This window comes from Nonomuraea sp. NPDC050783 (assembly GCF_040802095.1).
In the GTDB taxonomy this organism is placed as follows: Bacteria; Actinomycetota; Actinomycetes; order Streptosporangiales; family Streptosporangiaceae; genus Nonomuraea.
Window position 1 is genome coordinate 113,878 of the sequence record NZ_JBFAHK010000016.1, and the last position, 16,680, is coordinate 130,557.

The 16,680-nt window shown below is 71.5% G+C and carries 15 protein-coding genes; 4 read left to right on the top strand and 11 right to left on the bottom strand.

Annotated elements, in window-relative coordinates; all coding sequences use genetic code 11:
• Positions 1 to 10: 10 nt before the first annotated feature.
• On the bottom strand, positions 11 to 1,729 hold the full coding sequence (locus AB0H75_RS34455; RefSeq protein ID WP_367803752.1) for a discoidin domain-containing protein: 1,719 nt from the start codon (positions 1,727 to 1,729) through the stop codon (positions 11 to 13).
• A 333-nt stretch (positions 1,730 to 2,062) separates the two neighbouring features.
• Here AB0H75_RS34455 and AB0H75_RS34460 point away from each other — a divergent pair, with 333 nt between their 5' ends.
• Positions 2,063 to 3,052 (top strand): LacI family DNA-binding transcriptional regulator, encoded by a 990-nt coding sequence (locus AB0H75_RS34460; RefSeq protein WP_367803754.1) that lies wholly within the window; start codon positions 2,063 to 2,065, stop codon positions 3,050 to 3,052.
• A gap of 34 nt (positions 3,053 to 3,086) precedes the next feature.
• Here AB0H75_RS34460 and AB0H75_RS34465 read toward each other — a convergent pair whose 3' ends face one another.
• The 3 genes from AB0H75_RS34465 to AB0H75_RS34475 all read right to left on the bottom strand — a co-directional run bounded on the left by AB0H75_RS34465 (position 3,087) and on the right by AB0H75_RS34475 (position 6,284).
• Entirely contained in the window at positions 3,087 to 3,281 is a 195-nt protein-coding gene (locus tag AB0H75_RS34465; RefSeq protein ID WP_367803756.1) for a hypothetical protein, read from the bottom strand.
• A gap of 408 nt (positions 3,282 to 3,689) precedes the next feature.
• The gene (locus AB0H75_RS34470) at positions 3,690 to 5,009 is read right to left on the bottom strand and encodes an AAA family ATPase (RefSeq protein WP_367803758.1); all 1,320 of its coding nucleotides are present in this window, start codon (positions 5,007 to 5,009) and stop codon (positions 3,690 to 3,692) included.
• 87 nt (positions 5,010 to 5,096) lie between these two features.
• On the bottom strand, positions 5,097 to 6,284 hold the full coding sequence (locus AB0H75_RS34475) for an RtcB family protein (RefSeq protein WP_367803760.1): 1,188 nt from the start codon (positions 6,282 to 6,284) through the stop codon (positions 5,097 to 5,099).
• A 183-nt stretch (positions 6,285 to 6,467) separates the two neighbouring features.
• Here AB0H75_RS34475 and AB0H75_RS34480 point away from each other — a divergent pair, with 183 nt between their 5' ends.
• A complete protein-coding gene (locus AB0H75_RS34480; protein WP_367803762.1) occupies positions 6,468 to 6,992 on the top strand; it encodes a peptidase inhibitor family I36 protein in 525 nt (174 codons plus the stop codon).
• On the opposite strand, the gene AB0H75_RS34485 is transcribed toward AB0H75_RS34480, so the two are convergent.
• A complete protein-coding gene (locus tag AB0H75_RS34485) occupies positions 6,980 to 8,449 on the bottom strand; it encodes a DHA2 family efflux MFS transporter permease subunit (protein ID WP_367803764.1) in 1,470 nt (489 codons plus the stop codon). The two genes, AB0H75_RS34480 and AB0H75_RS34485, sit on opposite strands and share 13 nt — an antisense overlap.
• A 79-nt stretch (positions 8,450 to 8,528) precedes the next feature.
• On the opposite strand from AB0H75_RS34485, the gene AB0H75_RS34490 reads away from it, so the two are divergent.
• A complete protein-coding gene (locus tag AB0H75_RS34490) occupies positions 8,529 to 9,146 on the top strand; it encodes a TetR/AcrR family transcriptional regulator (RefSeq protein WP_367803766.1) in 618 nt (205 codons plus the stop codon).
• 6 nt (positions 9,147 to 9,152) lie between these two features.
• Here the strand turns inward: AB0H75_RS34490 and AB0H75_RS34495 are convergent, their stop codons facing one another.
• From AB0H75_RS34495 to AB0H75_RS34520, 6 genes are all read right to left on the bottom strand, one after another.
• Positions 9,153 to 10,439: a CU044_5270 family protein gene (locus AB0H75_RS34495; protein WP_367803768.1), complete on the bottom strand. Its 1,287-nt coding sequence runs from the start codon at positions 10,437 to 10,439 to the stop codon at positions 9,153 to 9,155.
• Positions 10,436 to 10,984 (bottom strand): RNA polymerase sigma factor, encoded by a 549-nt coding sequence (locus AB0H75_RS34500; protein ID WP_367803770.1) that lies wholly within the window; start codon positions 10,982 to 10,984, stop codon positions 10,436 to 10,438. Before AB0H75_RS34500 ends, AB0H75_RS34495 begins: the two co-directional genes overlap by 4 nt.
• Positions 10,985 to 11,049: 65 nt before the next feature.
• Positions 11,050 to 11,607 carry a hypothetical protein gene (locus AB0H75_RS34505; RefSeq protein WP_367803772.1) on the bottom strand — a complete coding sequence of 186 codons (558 nt, stop codon included), beginning with the start codon at positions 11,605 to 11,607 and terminating at the stop codon, positions 11,050 to 11,052.
• 570 nt (positions 11,608 to 12,177) lie between these two features.
• Positions 12,178 to 12,918, bottom strand: coding sequence for a succinate dehydrogenase/fumarate reductase iron-sulfur subunit (locus AB0H75_RS34510; protein WP_367803774.1), 741 nt, complete (start codon positions 12,916 to 12,918; stop codon positions 12,178 to 12,180).
• Entirely contained in the window at positions 12,915 to 14,837 is a 1,923-nt protein-coding gene (locus AB0H75_RS34515) for a fumarate reductase/succinate dehydrogenase flavoprotein subunit (RefSeq protein ID WP_367803776.1), read from the bottom strand. The genes AB0H75_RS34510 and AB0H75_RS34515 overlap by 4 nt, the downstream gene beginning before the upstream one ends.
• Entirely contained in the window at positions 14,834 to 15,583 is a 750-nt protein-coding gene (locus AB0H75_RS34520; RefSeq protein ID WP_367803778.1) for a succinate dehydrogenase cytochrome b subunit, read from the bottom strand. The genes AB0H75_RS34515 and AB0H75_RS34520 overlap by 4 nt, the downstream gene beginning before the upstream one ends.
• A gap of 133 nt (positions 15,584 to 15,716) precedes the next feature.
• On the opposite strand from AB0H75_RS34520, the gene AB0H75_RS34525 reads away from it, so the two are divergent.
• Positions 15,717 to 16,646: a LysR family transcriptional regulator gene (locus AB0H75_RS34525; protein WP_367803780.1), complete on the top strand. Its 930-nt coding sequence runs from the start codon at positions 15,717 to 15,719 to the stop codon at positions 16,644 to 16,646.
• Positions 16,647 to 16,680 lie beyond the last annotated feature (34 nt).

Here is a 16,680-nt window from a genome sequence, read left to right on the forward strand (position 1 = left end):
CCCTTGCTGGTCACTGGTACACCCGGACGTAGTCGACGAGCATCCGGGACGGGAACGGCGTGGAGGCGTCGGGCGGTCCCGGCCAGTCGCCGCCGACCGCGAGGTTGAGGATGAGGTAGAAGGGGTGGTCGAAGACCCAGGGGCCGCGCGTCCGCTCGACCTGCTCCTTGCTGATCGTGAGCACGGTGCGGCCGTCGAGCGTGAAGACGATGCCCTTGCTGTCCCAGGCGGCGGCCCAGACGTGGAAGTCACCGGAGAAGTCGGCCCCGCCGGGCAGCGTGTACGGCGAGCCGATGCCGCCGCCGCCGTTGTACGCGGGCGCGTGGACGGTCGAGTAGGCCGTCTTCACGTCCTTTCCGAGGACCTCCATGATGTCGATCTCGCCGTTGTACGGCCACGGCCGCCCGGTCAGGAAGTCGGCCCCCATCATCCAGAACGCCGGCCAGAACCCGTTCCCCTTCGGCACCTTGATCCGGGCCTCGACCCGGCCGTAGGTGAAGTGGAACTTGGTCCCGGTGTTCAGCCGGGCCGAGGTGTACTGGCAGGTGGTGCTGCCGGTCAGCGGGTCGGGCGGGCAGGCCGAGCCGGGCGTGGCCTGCCTGCGTGCCTCCAGCACCAGGTTGCCCTGGCCGTCCGTGGCGGCGTTGTCGTGGTCGGTGTAGTACTCCAGCTCGTTGTTCGGCCCGGTGCCGGGGTCGGCCCGCCACTTGGCGGCGTCGGGCCGGCCGCCCGCCGGGCCGTTGAACTCGTCGCTCCAGACCAGGGACGGCGGGTTCGCCGGGTCCTTCGGCGGCGGGGGCGGGTCCGCCGGGCTGCCGCCGGTGCCGTACACCTGGAACTCCCACAGGCTGTAGCCGTAGGGAGTGGCGCGCTGGGTGGCGTACATGCGGACGTAGCGGCCCGTACCGGTCACGTCGAGCGTCTGCTTGAAACCGGTGCCGGACGTGGTGCTGTAGACCGTCGTCCAGGTGCTCGCGTCCGCCGACACCTGGAGCTGGTACGACCGGGCGTAGGCCGGGTCCCATTGCAGGACGACCCGGCTGATCCGGGCGGTCGCGCCGAGGTCCACCGAGATCCAGCCGGGGTCCGTCCAGCCGGTGGTGGCGCTGGTGGCCCAGCGGCTGGCGGGGTCGAGGTCGAAGGCCCTGGCCGGGGTGCACTCCCAGCAGTTGCCGTCGTGCTGGAAGGAGGAGGCCAGGCCGGGCTTGCCGTACGACAGCAGCCGCTGCTCGCCGCTCTGGCCCGTGGTGCCGTAGACCTTGAGCTCCCAGAGGCTGTAGCCGTACTGGGTGGCGCGCTGGGTGCCGAGGAGGCGGACGTACCGGCCGCTGCCTGACAGGCCGGTGAGCGTCTGGACGCCGCCGGTGCCGTCGGTGGTGGTGTGGACCGTCGTCCAGGTGCTCGCGTCCGCCGAGACCTGGAGCTGGAAGGCGGTGGCGTACGCGGCTTCCCAGGCCAGCTCCACCTGGGTGATCGACGCGGTGGTGCCGAGGTCCACCTGGAGCCACTGCGGGTCGGAGAACGCGCTGGACCAGCGGGTGCCGGGGTCGCCGTCCACGGCGGCGGAGGCCGGGAAGGCGGTGGCGTTCTCGGTGGAGGAGGCGGTGGCGGGCCTGCCCTGGGACAGGAGGGGGTCGGCGGCCAAGGCGGGCGGGGCGGCGAGGAACGACAGGGCGATCGCCAGGACGAGCAGGATCGCCGGGCGGCGGCGGAGGAGGGGTGGACTCACGGCGTCTCCGTCAGTCGGGAGGGAGGGTGAGAGGTTCGGGGAGCGCTCCCTGAGAGGGAGACTGCTCGTGTCCTTAACCGCTGTCAAGAACCGGGTTAACTCCCCAGAAACCTCCGAGACGCGTGAGAGAGCGCTCTCTCACCCACGCCCCGCCGTCCCCTCGACGCCACTCACCTGGCGTTAAGCGACCTCCTTCCGGAAAGCGCTCCCCCACCCACGCCGCCCCGCAAGAAACACGGGAAGTCGTGGCCGTCTTGACGGCGCCCGCCCCACCCCTCACCCTCGTCAGGGAGCGCTCTCTCACCCGTCCAGCCCCCTACCCCGAGGAGGGCCGTGAGCCGACCGACCCTCGAAGCCGTGGCGGCCCGCGCCGGCGTCTCCAAGTCCAGCGTCTCCCGCGTGATCAACGGCGCCCCGACGGTGGCCCCGTCCATCCGCGAGGTGGTGCTGAGAGCCGTCAGGGAGCTGGGCTACGTCCCGCACGCCGCCGCCCGCAACCTGGCCACCCGCCGCACGAACGCCGTCGCCCTCGTCGTCTCCGACCCGCCCAAGGGCCTGGTCAGCGACGACCCGATGTTCTCCGCCGTGGTCCGCCAGGCCAGCAGGAAGCTGGAGGCGGCGGGCAAGCAGGTGGTGCTCATGCTGGCCGGCTCCGACGACGGCCGCGCCCGCGTCGTGGACTACGTGGCGGCCGGCCACGTGGACGGCGTCATGCTCGTCTCGATGCACGGCGCCGACTCCCTGCCCGCCACCCTCGCCCGCCGCGGCCTGCCGGTCGTCTCCCTCGGCCGTACCAACCCGGCCGTCCCCTACGTGGACAACGACAACCCGCGCGGCGCCGACCTGGCCGTCCGCCACCTGCTGGACCGGGGCAGGCGCCGCGTCGCCACGATCACCGGCCCCCTCGACATGACCGCCGCCCAGGAACGCCTGACCGGCTACCACGCCGCCATGCGCGAGACCGGCCACCGCTCGATCGTCGCGCTCGGCGACTTCACCCGCGTCTCGGGCGCCGACGCCATGCGCCAGCTCCTCCAGGACGACCCGGCCCTGGACGCCGTCTTCGCCGCCAACGACCTCATGGCCATCGGCGCGTTGCGCACCCTGCGCGAGTCGGGCCGCCGCGTCCCGGACGACGTCGCCGTGATCGGCTTCGACGACATCGAGGCCGCCCTCTACACCAGCCCGCCCCTGACCACCGTCCACAGCCCGATGACCACCTGGGCCTCGGCCACGGTGGACCTCCTCCTCGCCCTGTTCGACGGCGCCCCGCACACCCCGTTCCGCCTCCCGGCCGAACTCGTCGTCCGCGAGTCCACCTGACGGCCCCCGCCCGGGCGCGTGGGCTCGCCGACGGTCAAGCTCCTTGCGACATGCGGAGGGCTTCCAGGACCTCCGGCCCGCCCAGGACGATGTCAGCGCCAGGAGCGGTCACGGTCCGGTACATGGCGTGCAGCACGTCGGCGAAGGGCTGCTCGCGCAGGGCGTTCAACATCTTGGTCGCGTCCCGGCTCCTTCCGGAGTCCTGGAGCCGGCGATAGTCCCGGAGCATCGCCTGGCACCGTGGGAAAGCGAGCTCTCTGCCCCTGCGCAGATCCGCGCGGTTGAGCTGGAAGACTTCGATGGTCGCCTGTCCTTTGGGCGTCCTCCAGCGATAGGCGCCGGTTACAGGACGAGCAGGCCAGCAGATGGTTCATCCAGTCGAAGGCCCGCAACGGTGACAACGCCATGGGTTCGAAGTGGTCGATGTCGGTGCCTCGGCTGTCGCCGCAGTACATGCATCGTTCCACGGCTCTCGACATCCGGCGCAGCGCCGAGCGTAGCCCGGCTTTCTCTGTGGAAGCACAGCGCCATACCCGGCGGGCGTCCTTCGCGCCGGCGCCCTCCCTCTTGAGCTGTTCCGTCCGGTCAAGCAGCCTGAGCGTCAGGTCGGCGTTCAAACTCGTACGCTGGATACGGATCAATCCCGTCTCCTCAGCCGCGAGGACACCTCGTCCACCCTGGCCGAGAGCGAGCTCTCCAGCATCTTGCTGAGCCGCCTGTAGCTCTCGATCTCCTCATTCGAGGCCGATCCGCTCAAGACCTTCTCCTCAAGGTCTCCGAGCCGTCGGCGGACGTCTTCCGCACGCGTGGAGTACGGGCTGTCGACACCGAAGAGCCCCGTCAGGATGGCGTCGTCGCCGGAGCCGAACACCACCCTCTCGTAGAGGTCCTGGTCGACCACCTGCGCCGGTCGCTGCTCGTGCGGGCCTGGCAGCGCGATGAGCCCGTTCGGGTCAGCCGCCTGGCACACGTACGGGCTGTGCGTGGTCACGATGAACTGCACGAGCGGAAAATGACTCGTCAGCCATTCGCCGATTCTCTTCTGCCAGCTGACGTGCAGGTGATTCTCGATCTCGTCGACGAGGATCACACCCGAGTACGACAGCGTCGGCGTGTCCCCCTCGTAGGTGACCCGCAGGCTGCCGTACGCGAGGTGCATCTGCCTGATGATGTCGACGACGACAGCCGTGACCGCCCGGTATCCCTCGCTCATCTGCCGGAGGGGGATCTCCAGGCCGTCGTCCCGCCGAAGCCACAACCCGTCGGAGTCGACACGTGTCACCGTATGACCGTCAGGAAGCATCCCGTCAGCCAGGAGGAGCAGCACGACCTCCAGAAGCTCCGCCGCCCCCGGGCGTCCCTCCAATTGGTAGAGATGTTGCTCGATCAGCCAGCCGACCCCCTCCGCGAGATTGACATCTTCGTCGAAGAGGGTCCGCAAGCCGGCGTACACCGCGAATCGCGACGATCCCCCATGACCGAACGCGGCCGGCGAGAGCCTGCGGAACGGCCCGTATCCCGCGAAAAACCATCCTTCACCGGAGCCGAAATGGAGGACCCTGGGGCCTTTCCCTTTCTTGTTCAGCCCGACGGACTGCTGAGTGGCGTAAGGATGGTCTTTGTCATCCCACCGCAACTCGAATACCTGCGCGCCGAAGTTCAAGCCCGCGTCGAACTCCGGATCCTGGACGACGGTTACGCCGATACGGGCTTGCTCACCCTCTCTTCTGCCGCTCCAGACGTCCCAGCCCCGGATGAAGTGGTCACCGATGACGCCCACCGCGATCGCTTGCAGGATCGTCGTTTTCCCGGACCCGTTACGACCGGCCAGAACCGTCCAGCCCGCGTAGGATCCGTCCGGCCTGCTGAAATCGAGCGCCACCTCCCGCGGTCCTGAGAACCCGCGGATTCCTTGGATGACAAGCTCTGATATGTACACCTTGATCCCTTTTCCCATGGCGCACGCACACCGTTCACGCACTCTACGGGAATGGCACCGAGGGCTTCGGCGAGGATCGGCGCGGATCGGCGCGGATCGGCGCGGTCAGCCCTTGATGGAGATGAGCTGGCGCAGGTGGGCGACGACCTGGACCAGGTCGGTCTGGGCGGCCATCACCGACTCCAGGTCCTTGTACGCCCCCGGGATCTCGTCCAGCACCCCGGCGTCCTTGCGGCACTCCACCCCGAACGTCTGCTCCTCCAGGTCCTTGAGGGTGAAGGTCCGCTTGGCCTTGTTCCGGCTCATCTTGCGCCCCGCCCCGTGCGAGGCCGAGTTGTACGCCAGCCCGTTCCCCAGCCCCTTGACGATGTACGTCCCGGTGGCCATCGAGCCCGGGATGATGCCCAGGTCGCCCGAGCCGGCCCGGATCGCGCCCTTGCGGGTGACGAGCACGTCCACACCGTCGTAGCGCTCCTCGGCCACGTAGTTGTGGTGGCAGGAGATGGGCTGGTCGAAGGTGATGCCGGGCAGGTGGCGGCGCAGGACGTCGCAGACCAGGCCCATCATGAGGGCGCGGTTGCGGCGCGCGTAGTCCTGGGCCCAGAACAGGTCGCGGCGGTAGGCGTCCATCTCCGGCGTGCCGCCGAGGAAGACGGCCAGGTCGCGGTCGACCAGGCCCTGGTTGTGGGACAGGCCGCGGGCGACGCCGATGTGGTGCTCGGCGAGCTCCTTGCCGATGTTGCGCGAGCCGGAGTGGAGGACCACCCACACCGTGCCCTCGTCGTCGGCGCAGACCTCCAGGAAGTGGTTGCCGCCGCCGAGGGTGCCCATCTGCACCTCGGCACGCTCGCGGCGCGCCTTGACGGCCGGGGCCAGGTCGTCGAAGTCCTTCCAGAACTCGGCCCAGCTGGCCGTCCGCATCCCGTGGACCTTGCCGGGGTCCACCGGGCGCTTGTGGTGCTGGAACCCGACCGGCACCGCCTGCTCCAGCTTCCCGCGCAGGTGGGCGAGGTTGTCGGGAAGCCGGGACGCCGTGTACGAGGTCTTCACCGCGGTCATCCCGCAGCCGATGTCCACCCCGACCGCGGCCGGCGAGACGGCGTCGCGCATCGCGATCACCGAGCCGACGGTCGCGCCCTTGCCGTGATGGACGTCGGGCATGACGGCGACGCCGTGCACCCACGGGAGGTTCGCGACGTTGCGGAGCTGCTGCATCGCCTCCGGATCGACGGTCTCCGGCTCGGCCCACATCCTGATCGGTTGCCTGGTCCCGGTCACCTCGTGGTACGTCATCGCGTGTCGCCTCCTCTCCTGCCGTCCAACGTGGAACGCGATCTATCAGGCCAGACATCCCATACCCGCCGCAACCGAATTAGGCGCCGCCGGCCGGAGGAACGCGGTTCCTCAACCCCGGCTCAACACGCGCTCAACGCCCGGCTGCCTACCTTCCTCTCGACCACACCGAGAGGGGAAGAGATGAACCAGCACCGGTACCTCACGAAGGCGCTGAAGGCGGCCGGCCTCGCCATCGGCGCCGCGGTCGTCGCGGGCGGCGCGCTCCCGGCGCAGGCGGCCACCGCCGGCACCGCCGACGCCGCCGGCAGCGCCGCGGTGGACGCCTACATGGCGGCGTTCCCCGGCGGAACGAAGATCAGCAACAACGAGATCGCCTGGCAGGGCGGTGACGTGCGGGTGGTGCTGTCGGCCACCGCGAGGTCCTGCCCGAGGGGCTACTACTGCGTCTACGAGCACAACTACTGGCGCGGCGCCATGGGGGCGTGGCGCGCCTCGGCCGCCAACTGCAAGAAGTTCAAGTTCACGGCCTACTGGCGGGACAAGGTCTCGTCCTTCTGGGCGCGCGGCACGTGCCCGGACGACAACTACTTCCTGAAGGACGCCAAGAAGTTCCAGCCCGACCCGTTCGAGCCGCTGGTGGGCAAGAAGCCGTACGTCCGCTTCAACGACCGCTACGACTACGCGGCCCGCGGCTACACCGACTGACTGCTCCCGGCTCGCCCTTCCGTCTCCGCCTCCACGGGGGCGGCCGCGACGGAAGGGCGTCCGGGCAGGAGCGGGACGGCGGCCAGCACGATCACGATCATGGCGGTCGACAGCCAGGCGACGCCGTGGAAACCGGCGATCGGGTCGCCCGCGGTCTGCACCACGAACGTGACGAGGGCGACGCCGAGGGCCGCGCCGAGCTGGTTGAGCATGTAGAGGACCGAGCTGCCCTGCGCCACCAGGGGCGCCGGCAGCGTCCGGTAGAGGGAGCCCATCGCCGGCGCGCTGAAGCAGCCGCTGCCCAGCCCGAACACGAACGCCGCCAGCACCGGCCACACCTCGGGCGTGTCCGCGCCCATCCGGGTGAGGGCCAGCGCGCTCAGGGCCGACGCGGCGGCGCCGCCGGCGGCCAGGCCACGGGGGTCGAGCCGGTCCGACACCCGTCCGGCCAGCGGCATGGCCAGGGAGCCGCCGAGGCCGATCGGGGTCATGAGCAGCCCGGCGGCGAGCACGCCGTGGCCGTGGGCCTGCTGGTAGTAGAGGGGCAGGGCGAACAGGGCCGCGTACAACCCGAGGCCGCCGATCCCCATGATCGCCACGCTCGCGCTGAAGCCCCGCCCGGCGAACAGCCGCAGGTCGATCAGCGGCGCGGCCTGCCGCCGGGCGTGCACCCCGTAGCCGAGCAGCAGCGCGGCCCCGAACGCGAGCGGCAGCAGCGCCTGCCAGGCCGCGAGGCCGCCCTGCTCGGCCGTCTGCGACAGCGCGAGGACGACCGCCGCGAAACCCGGCCCGAGCAGCGCCAGCCCGAGCACGTCGAGCCGCCCGGCCACCGCGCCGCCGGCCGCCTCCGCCCCGGGCCCGCCAGGGCCACCGGGCCCGCCGCCGGGGATCACGCGCCACGCCAGCACGTACGCGACCGCCGCCAGCGACACGCTGATCAGGAACATCCACCGCCACGACAGCCCGTCCAGCACCACCCCGCCCGCGATCGGCCCCAGCACGGGCCCCAGGGACAGGACCACCCCCATCAGCCCCATGACCCGCCCGGCCCGGTGCGGCCCGGCGGCGCGGGCCAGCAGGATCAGCACGAGCGGGTCGAGCAGCCCGGCGCCGAACCCCTGGAGCACGCGGAAGGCGATCAGGGCACCGACGTCCCAGGCCAGCCCGGCGCCGAGCGAGCCGGCCGCGAACAGCGCCAGCCCGGCCAGCCAGAGCCGCCGCCCGCCGAACCGGTCCACGGCCCAGGTGGTGAACGGGATCGTGGCGGTGACCGCCAGCAGGAATCCGGTGGAGGCCCAGCCGATCGTGCTCAGCGACGTACCGAAGATCTGCGCGAGGGTGTCGGTGGCGACGGCGGCCATCGTGCTGTTGAGGATGCCCAGCAGGCCGCCGAGCAGCACGACGCCGATCACGGCGAGCAGCCGCCCGTCCAGGTGGTCAGCAGAATTTGAACTCATGGGTTCAAGGTAATGATCCTATGCGTAAGCATGCAACCCTTTCGTCCACGAAGATGAACCGAGGAGTACAATCGGCGGCATGGGCAACACCACGCGGGGCCGGATCGACAAGCGGCAGGCGATCCTGGAGGGGGCGTTCACGGTGTTCGCCCGCCAGGGCTACGCGCAGGCGTGCGTCCAGGAGATCGCCAACGAGGCGGGCGTGGCCAAGCCGACGGTCTACAACCACCTGACCGACAAGGCCACGCTGTTCAGGCACGCGATGGAGGCCGGCGCCCGCACGGCGCTGGAGGAGCGGCTGGCCGCCCTGGAGCCGCTGGCCCACCCCGGCGACGACCTCGCCGCCACGCTCACGGACGTCGCCCACGCGCTGCTGCGCCTGCACACCGGCGGCCGCTGGTGCGCGCTGCGCCGCCTGCTCTACTCCGAGGTCACCAGGTTCCCCGACCTGCTGGACGTCGCCGCCGAGTACGGCACCGACCGGCTCAACCAGGCGCTGGCCGACCGGCTGGCCCGGCTCACGCTCGCCGGCCGGCTCCGCGCCGCCGATCCCGAACTGGCCGCCGAGCAGCTCACGTCCCTGCTGTTCGGGCCCCTTGAGGCGCGCACCAGGCTCGGCACCCGTACGCCGGAGGACGCCGAGCTGCGCGAGCTGGCCGGAACGGCCGTGCGGACGTTCCTCACCGCCTGGAGCTGAGGCAGGTCACCGGCCCGGCCCGGCGTCCGTCCAGCCCGCCTCCAGCACCGCGCTGGAGGAGAACACCGTGCCCGGCTCCAGGCCCGCCTGGAGGCCGCCGGGCTCGACCACGACGTTCTCGTTGGCGAGGGCGCGGCCGGTCGACTCGTCGAAGACGAGCCGGTTCTCCAGCGTGGCGCCGCCCTTGACCCGCTCCTCGACGGACACGGCGGTGCCCCGGCGGCCCTCGGCGTCGGTGACGTTCCCGGTGACCTTGACCGTGCCGAGCCCGGCCAGCATCCGGAACGCCGCCGCGCGCACCTCCGGCGTCACCGGCATGTCGGTGATCAGGCCCGCGCTGACCTTGAACAGCCACACGTCGGCGGCCATCGGGACGCTCGTCGTCTCGGTGTCGTGCCCCGCGTACGAGCGCAGCAGCCACTTCTTCAGCGCGCCCGGCCGGTCGGGGAGGCCGCGCAGGTCCTTCATCGTGACGTTGCGGCCCAGCCAGAACACCTTGTCGCCGTCCACCAGGCCGCTGTGGCCCGTCCGGACCTCGCCCGGGGACATCGGCATCCGCATCGCGGCCTTCTTGCCCGGGACCTCGATCCCGACCTCGGCCGGCGAGCCCGCGGCCTCCCATGCCCGGCGGTCGTCCTCGGTGACCGGGCGGGCGCCGAGCGAGCGGCTGCGGCTCCACTGCTCGCCGCCGGGGGCGCGGGGGGTCCACATCTCGTCGCGGCCCCGGGACTCGACCTGGTAGCCGCCCTCCGCCACGGTGAACAGCGTCCTGCTCACGGTCACGGTGTGCCACCAGTCGCCGGTGGTCTCGCGCTGGCGGCCGGCGTTCTCGGCGGCGGCCAGCAACACGTCCCGCGCGGACAGCCGGACCTGCGCCGTACCGGCGGGCCCGGACGTGGCGGGTGCGGACGCGGCGGGCCCGGACGCGGCGGGCCCGGACGTGGCGGGTGCGGAGGCGAGGGGCAGGGCCTCGGACGGCCGCGGTGGCGCCGGGGCCGCGCCCCCGCCCGGCAGGACGACGGCCACCGCCGCCACGGCCGCCGCCGCAGCCCCGGCCAGCCCCAGCCCCCACGCCGGCCGCACCTTGACCGCGCGCCGCCGCGCCCCGGCCTCCCGCCGCGCCCCGGCCTCCCGCCGCGCCCCGGCCTCCCGCGACGGCCGGTCTTCCCGCGACCGGTCCTCCCTTGGACGGGACATGGCGTGGGCCAGCTCGGCGGCCCTGGTGCGCTCGTCCACCGGCCGGTCGCCGAGGTGGGCGGGCCGGGCGGCCCGGAGCTCGTCGATGATGTTCATGACCACTCCTCGCTGAGGTTCCGTACGGGGGACCGGTGCGACGGCCTGGCGGGGTCCATCGCCTCCTTGAGCCGCTTGCGGGCGCGGTGCAGGCGGACCCGGAAGGCCGCCGACGAGCAGCCCACCACCCGGGCCGCCTCCTTGGGGGACAGCCCCTGCCAGGCGACCAGCAGCAGCGCCTCCCGGTCGTCCTCGCCCAGCGCGGCCAGCGCCCGCAGCACGCCCAGCCGCTCGGCCACCTGGTCGGCCGTGTCGCCGGCCGGGTCGCCCGCCGGGCCCGCCTCGGTCCAGGAGCGCAGCTCCGCCGCCAGCGCCTGCCTGCGCGCCTCTGCCCGCACGTTGTCGCGCAGGACGTTCCTGGCCACGCCGAGCAGCCACGGCAGGGCCGGCTCCGGCACGTCGCCGAGCCGCCGCCAGGCGATCGCGAAGGTCTCGCTCACCACCTCGTCGGCCACCTGCCGCCCCGCGCGGCTGACCACGTAGGCCCACACGCGTTGCCGGCATTCGTCGTACATGCTGGTGAACCGGTACGCATCATCCGCCACCGCCCAGCCCCTTCGTTCCGGATGCGTTCATCTGACACCACGAAGTGGCCGGGAAAGCCCGGGCGTTACACGCCGCTCCCCCTGAACGCGGGCGACACGACCGGCTCGCCCTCGCCCACCAGCGCGGGCAGATCGACCAGCAGCACGTCCCTCCTCCGGCGGGCGAGACGCACGAGTTCGGGCTGGAACCCCTCCGTGGAGAACAGCGCCGACACCGCCTTCCGGGTGTCGTGCCCGTGCTCGGCCAGCAGCGCCTTGAGCCGGTCGAGCCGGTCGAGGTCCGCGGTGCCGCGCCGGGTGAGCGTGGCCTTCGCCTCCCCGACGAGGGTGATTTCCGCGCGTCCCGCTCGCTTGTCCAGGGCGACGACGTCGATCTCGTGCTTGGCCTGCCCTCGCCGGTCGTTCACGACGGTCGCCGTCACGAGGCCGGCGTGCCCGCGCAACGCCGGGTCCGCCCGCGCCCTGAGCCAGGCCCGGGCGCAGCTCTCGAAGTGCGGCCCCAGGACGCGGGCGGCGAAGGCAGGCCGGGACCGCCGCCAGGCTTCCGCCGACTGCCCGGTCTCGACGAGGTCCCGCTGCGCCACCGTGATCAGATTGTGGAAGCGCACGACGGGGTCGGCCACGGTGATGACCGGCCGCCGCTCCCACAGCGGATCGCTCTCGTACCGCAGGTATCCGGCGCTCGCCAGCGCGTCGAGCGTGCACCCGCAGGGCCGCGGCCGGATCGCCGATCCCCCAGTGCCGCGCCGTGGTGGCGAGGTCGAAGGGGTGCAGGCGGAGGTCGATCGCCGCGCGGCCGCGTAGCGCCTTGGTCCCGGACAGCAGCTCGTTCATCACGGACATGGCCGATCCGCAGACGATGACCCGCCCACCCGGCACGTCCTCGCCGGACTGGGACAGGTCGTAGAGCAGTTGGAGCAGGCCGGGCAGCTCCGGCGAGTGCGCCATCCAGTACGGCAGCTCGTCGATCACCAGCACGCCGTTCCCGCGCGCGGTCAGCTCGATGGCGGTGCGCAGCAGGGACTCCCAGCCAGGGCCCGCAAGAGGAAGCTCTTGCCCACCCGCCGCCGTCCGGATACCACACCGAGCCGCAGCCGCGGATCCGGATGACGGACGAACTGGGCGAGAGCCGCCCAGAGGGAACGGCGACGGCCGCGACCTCCGGTGGGGCCGCGGCCGTCGCCGTTGGGGTCCTACTTCTTGTTCGCCTTCAGGTAGTCGGCGTTCATGCGGGCGATCGTCTCGAACGGGATGCCCTTCGGGCAGACCGCGGTGCACTCGCCGGTGTTGGTGCAGCCGCCGAAGCCCTCGGCGTCCATCTGGTCCACCATCGCCTTGGCGCGGCTCAGCCGCTCCGGCTGGCCCTGGGGCAGCAGGCTCAGGTGGGTGATCTTGGCGGCGGTGAAGAGGGAGGCCGAGCCGTTCGGGCAGGCCGCGACGCAGGCGCCGCAGGCGATGCAGGTGGCGGCGTCGAAGGCCGCGTCGGCGTCCTCCTTGCGCACCGGGACGCTGTGCGCGTCCGGCGCCGAGCCGGCCGGGACCGAGATGAAGCCGCCGGCCTGGATGATGCGGTCGAAGGCGCTGCGGTCCACGACCAGGTCCTTGATGACCGGGAACGGGGCCGCCCGCCACGGCTCGATGGTGATCTCGGCGCCGTCCTCGAAGTGGCGCATGTGCAGCTGGCACGTGGTGGTGGCGCGCTGCTCGCCGTGGGCGACGCCGTTGATGACCATGCCGCACATGCCGCAGATGCCCTCGCGGCAGTCGTGGTCGAAGGCGATCGGGTCGTCGCCTTCCAGGATCAGGCGCTCGTTGAGGACGTCGAGCATCTCCAGGAAGGACATGTCCGGGGAGATGTCCTCCACCCGGTACGTCACCATGCGTCCCTTGTCCTGGGGACCGCTCTGACGCCAGACCTTGAGGGTCAGGTTCACTTGTAGCTCCGCTGGGTCATCTTGACGTACTCGTACTCGAGCGGTTCCTTGTGCAGCACCGGGCCGTCGGGGGTGTGCTCCCAGGCCGAGACGTGCGCGAAGTTCTCGTCGTCGCGCAGGGCCTCGCCGTCGGCGTCCTGGGACTCGGCGCGGAAGTGGCCGCCGCAGGACTCGGTGCGGATCAGGGCGTCCAGGCACATCAGCTCGGCCAGGTCGAAGAAGTCGGCCACCCGGCCGGCCCGCTCCAGCACCTGGTTCAGCTCCTCGGCGGTGCCGCTGACCTTGACGTTCTCCCAGAACTCCTTACGCAGCTCGGGGATGCGGTCGAGGGCCTTGCGCAGCGACTCCTCGGTGCGCTCCATGCCGCAGTAGTCCCACATGAGCTTGCCCAGCTCGCGGTGGAAGGAGTCGGGGGTGCGGGTGCCGTTCACCGACAGCAGGCGGTCGATCTTCGAACGGACCTTGATCTCGGCCTCGGCGACGGCCGCCTCGTCCACCTCGCCGAACGGGCCGTCGGCCAGGTAGTCGCCGATGGTCGTCGGCAGCACGAAGTAGCCGTCGGCCAGGCCCTGCATGAGGGCGGAGGCGCCGAGGCGGTTCGCGCCGTGGTCGGAGAAGTTGGCCTCGCCGATGACGAACAGGCCGGGGATCGTGGACTGCAGGTCGTAGTCCACCCACAGGCCGCCCATCGTGTAGTGCACGGCGGGGTAGATGCGCATCGGCACCTCGTACGGGTTCTCGCCGGTGATGCGCTCGTACATCTCGAAGAGGTTGCCGTACTTCTTCTCGACCGCGTCGCGGCCGAGGCGGTTGATGGCGTCCCGGAAGTCCAGGTAGACGCCGAGGCCGCCGGGGCCGACGCCGCGGCCCTCGTCGCAGACGTTCTTGGCGGCCCGGGAGGCGATGTCGCGGGGCACCAGGTTGCCGAAGGCCGGGTAGATGCGCTCCAGGTAGTAGTCGCGCTCGTCCTCGGGGATGTCGCCGGGGGCGCGCTGGTCGTTCTTGCGCAGCGGCACCCACACGCGGCCGTCGTTGCGCAGCGACTCCGACATCAGGGTCAGCTTCGACTGGTGGTCGCCGGAGACCGGGATGCAGGTGGGGTGGATCTGCGTGTAGCAGGGATTGGCGAAGTACGCGCCCCGCTCGTGCGCCCGCCAGATGGCGGTGGTGTTGCAGCCCTTGGCGTTGGTGGACAGGTAGAACACGTTGCCGTAGCCGCCGGTCGCGAGCACCACGGCGTCGGCCAGGTGCCGCTCGATCTCGCCGGTCACCATGTCGCGCACGATGACGCCGCGCGCCCGCCCGTCGGAGACGATCAGGTCGAGCATCTCGTGCCGGGTGTGCATGGTGACGGTGCCGGCCGCGACCTGCCGCTCCAGCGCCTGGTACGCGCCCAGCAGCAACTGCTGCCCCGTCTGGCCGCGGGCGTAGAAGGTGCGCGAGACCTGGGCGCCGCCGAAGGAGCGGGTGTCGAGCAGGCCGCCGTACTCGCGGGCGAACGGCACGCCCTGCGCCACCGCCTGGTCGATGATGTTCACCGAGACCTGGGCGAGGCGGTAGACGTTGGACTCGCGGGCGCGGAAGTCGCCGCCCTTGACCGTGTCGTAGAAGAGCCGGTAGATCGAGTCGCCGTCGCCGCGGTAGTTCTTGGCGGCGTTGATGCCGCCCTGGGCGGCGATGGAGTGGGCGCGGCGCGGCGAGTCCTGGTAGCAGAAGGACTTGACGTTGTAGCCCAGCTCGCCCAGCGTCGCGGCGGCCGAGCCGCCGGCCAGGCCGGTGCCGACCACGATCACGTTGAGCTTGCGCTTGTTGGCCGGGTTGACCAGGCGGGCGGAGAACTTGCGCTTCTCCCACCGCTCCTCGATGGGCCCGGCAGGTGCCTTGGTGTCCCGGATCTCCGAGCCTTCGGTGTACTTCACTTCACAACTCCGAACGTGATCGCGAGGGGCGGGGCCAGGAAGCCGATCACCAGGACGACGGAGACCAGGGCGGCGGTCCCCTTGAGCACCTTGTAGCGGTCGCGGTTGGCCCAGCCGAGCGTCTGGACGGCGCTCCAGATGCCGTGCCGCAGGTGCAGGCCGACCATGACGACGGCCACGAGGTAGATGAGCGTGACCCACCAGCGCGACGGGTCGAACCCGGCGATCATGCGGTCGGCCGGGGCGGAGTCGAAGCCCTTGGGGTTGACGACGCCGAAGGTCAGGTCGAGCAGGTGCCAGACGACGAAGAGCGCGATGGTCAGGCCGCCGTACCGCATGATGTGCGTGGCGTAGCCGCCGGCCTGCGACTTCTTGGCGACGTACTTGACCGGGCGGGCCTTGCCGGCGCGGCGGGCCAGCGAGATCGCCGCCCACATGTGCGCGACGACCGAGACGACGAGCCCGATCTCCAGGATCGTCAGCACCGTCCGGTACGGCAGCAGCGGCTCGAAGAGCGTGCGCAGCGCGTCGGCGTAGTCGTTGAAGGAGTCCCTGCCGAGGAAGATCTTGAGGTTCCCCAGCATGTGCAGGACGAGGAACGCCACCATCACGGCACCCGTGACGGCCATGACGACCTTCTTGCCGTTCGACGAGCCGAGGAACCCGCCGGAACGCTTGCGCTTCGGAGTGCTGGGGGGAGCGGGAACTGGCGCGGTGGCGGCGCCGCGCTCAATCGTGGCAGTCACATTTTCGAACCGTATGTACGCAGGAACGATCCGTCCAAGTCATCAAGGATCTGGTTTCGATAGCCGTAAGCTATGATGCTGGTACGAGCGGTCTTTCCCCGGCCGCGGGCCCGGCGGGTGCGAGGAAAATCACATGCAGCTGCAACAACTCGCCTATTTCGTGGCCGTCGCCGAGACCAGACACTTCACCCAGGCCGCCGAGCGCATGCGGGTCGCCCAGCCCTCCCTCAGCAAGCAGATCAAGGCGCTGGAGAACGACCTCGGCGCCCCGCTGTTCTCCCGCGCCCGGGGCAACGTCACGCTGACCCCCGCCGGGGAGGCGCTGCTGCCGCTCGCCCGCCGCATGCTGGCCGACGCCGACACCGCGCGGCAGGAGGTGGCCCAGCTCGCGGGGCTGCGCCGGGGGCGGGTGCGGCTCGGCGCCACGCCGTCGTTGTGCGCGGGGCTGCTGGCCGACGCCCTGGCCCGCTTCCACCGGGCCTATCCGGGCATCGAGCTGCTGGTCGAGGAGGGCGGCTCGCGCGACCTGGTGCGGGCGCTGGCGCGCGGGCAGCTCGACCTGTCGCTGATCATCATGCCGTTGCAGAGCGACGACCCGGCCCTGGTGACCGAGGAGATCCTGCGGGAGAACCTCGTGGTCGTCTCGCCCTCGCACGAGCCGCCGCGGCGGCCGTACATGGAGATCGGGGAGCTGCGCGGGCAGCAGATGGTGATGTTCCGGCGCGGCTACGACCTGCGCGAGGCCACGCTGGCCGCCTGCCGGCAGGCGGGCTTCGAGCCGCGCCTCGCGGTGCAGGGCGGCGAGATGGACGCGGTGCTGCGCTTCGTGGAGGCGGGGCTGGGGGTGGCCGTGGTGCCGTCCATGGTGCTGGACGGCCGGCCGGGCCTGGCGGGCACGCCGCTCGCTCCCCCGGGGCTCAGCCGGACGATCGCGCTGGCCCACCGCAAGGACGTCGAGCCCACCACGGCCGCCCAGGCGTTCCGCGGGACCCTGCTGTCCTTCGTGGTGGAGGCCGGGCTGGAGGGCACGCTTCCGCAAGGGGTGGAACTCATCGCAGAATGAGCACCAACGATCCCGTTCGTGCGGTGAGGCGGTA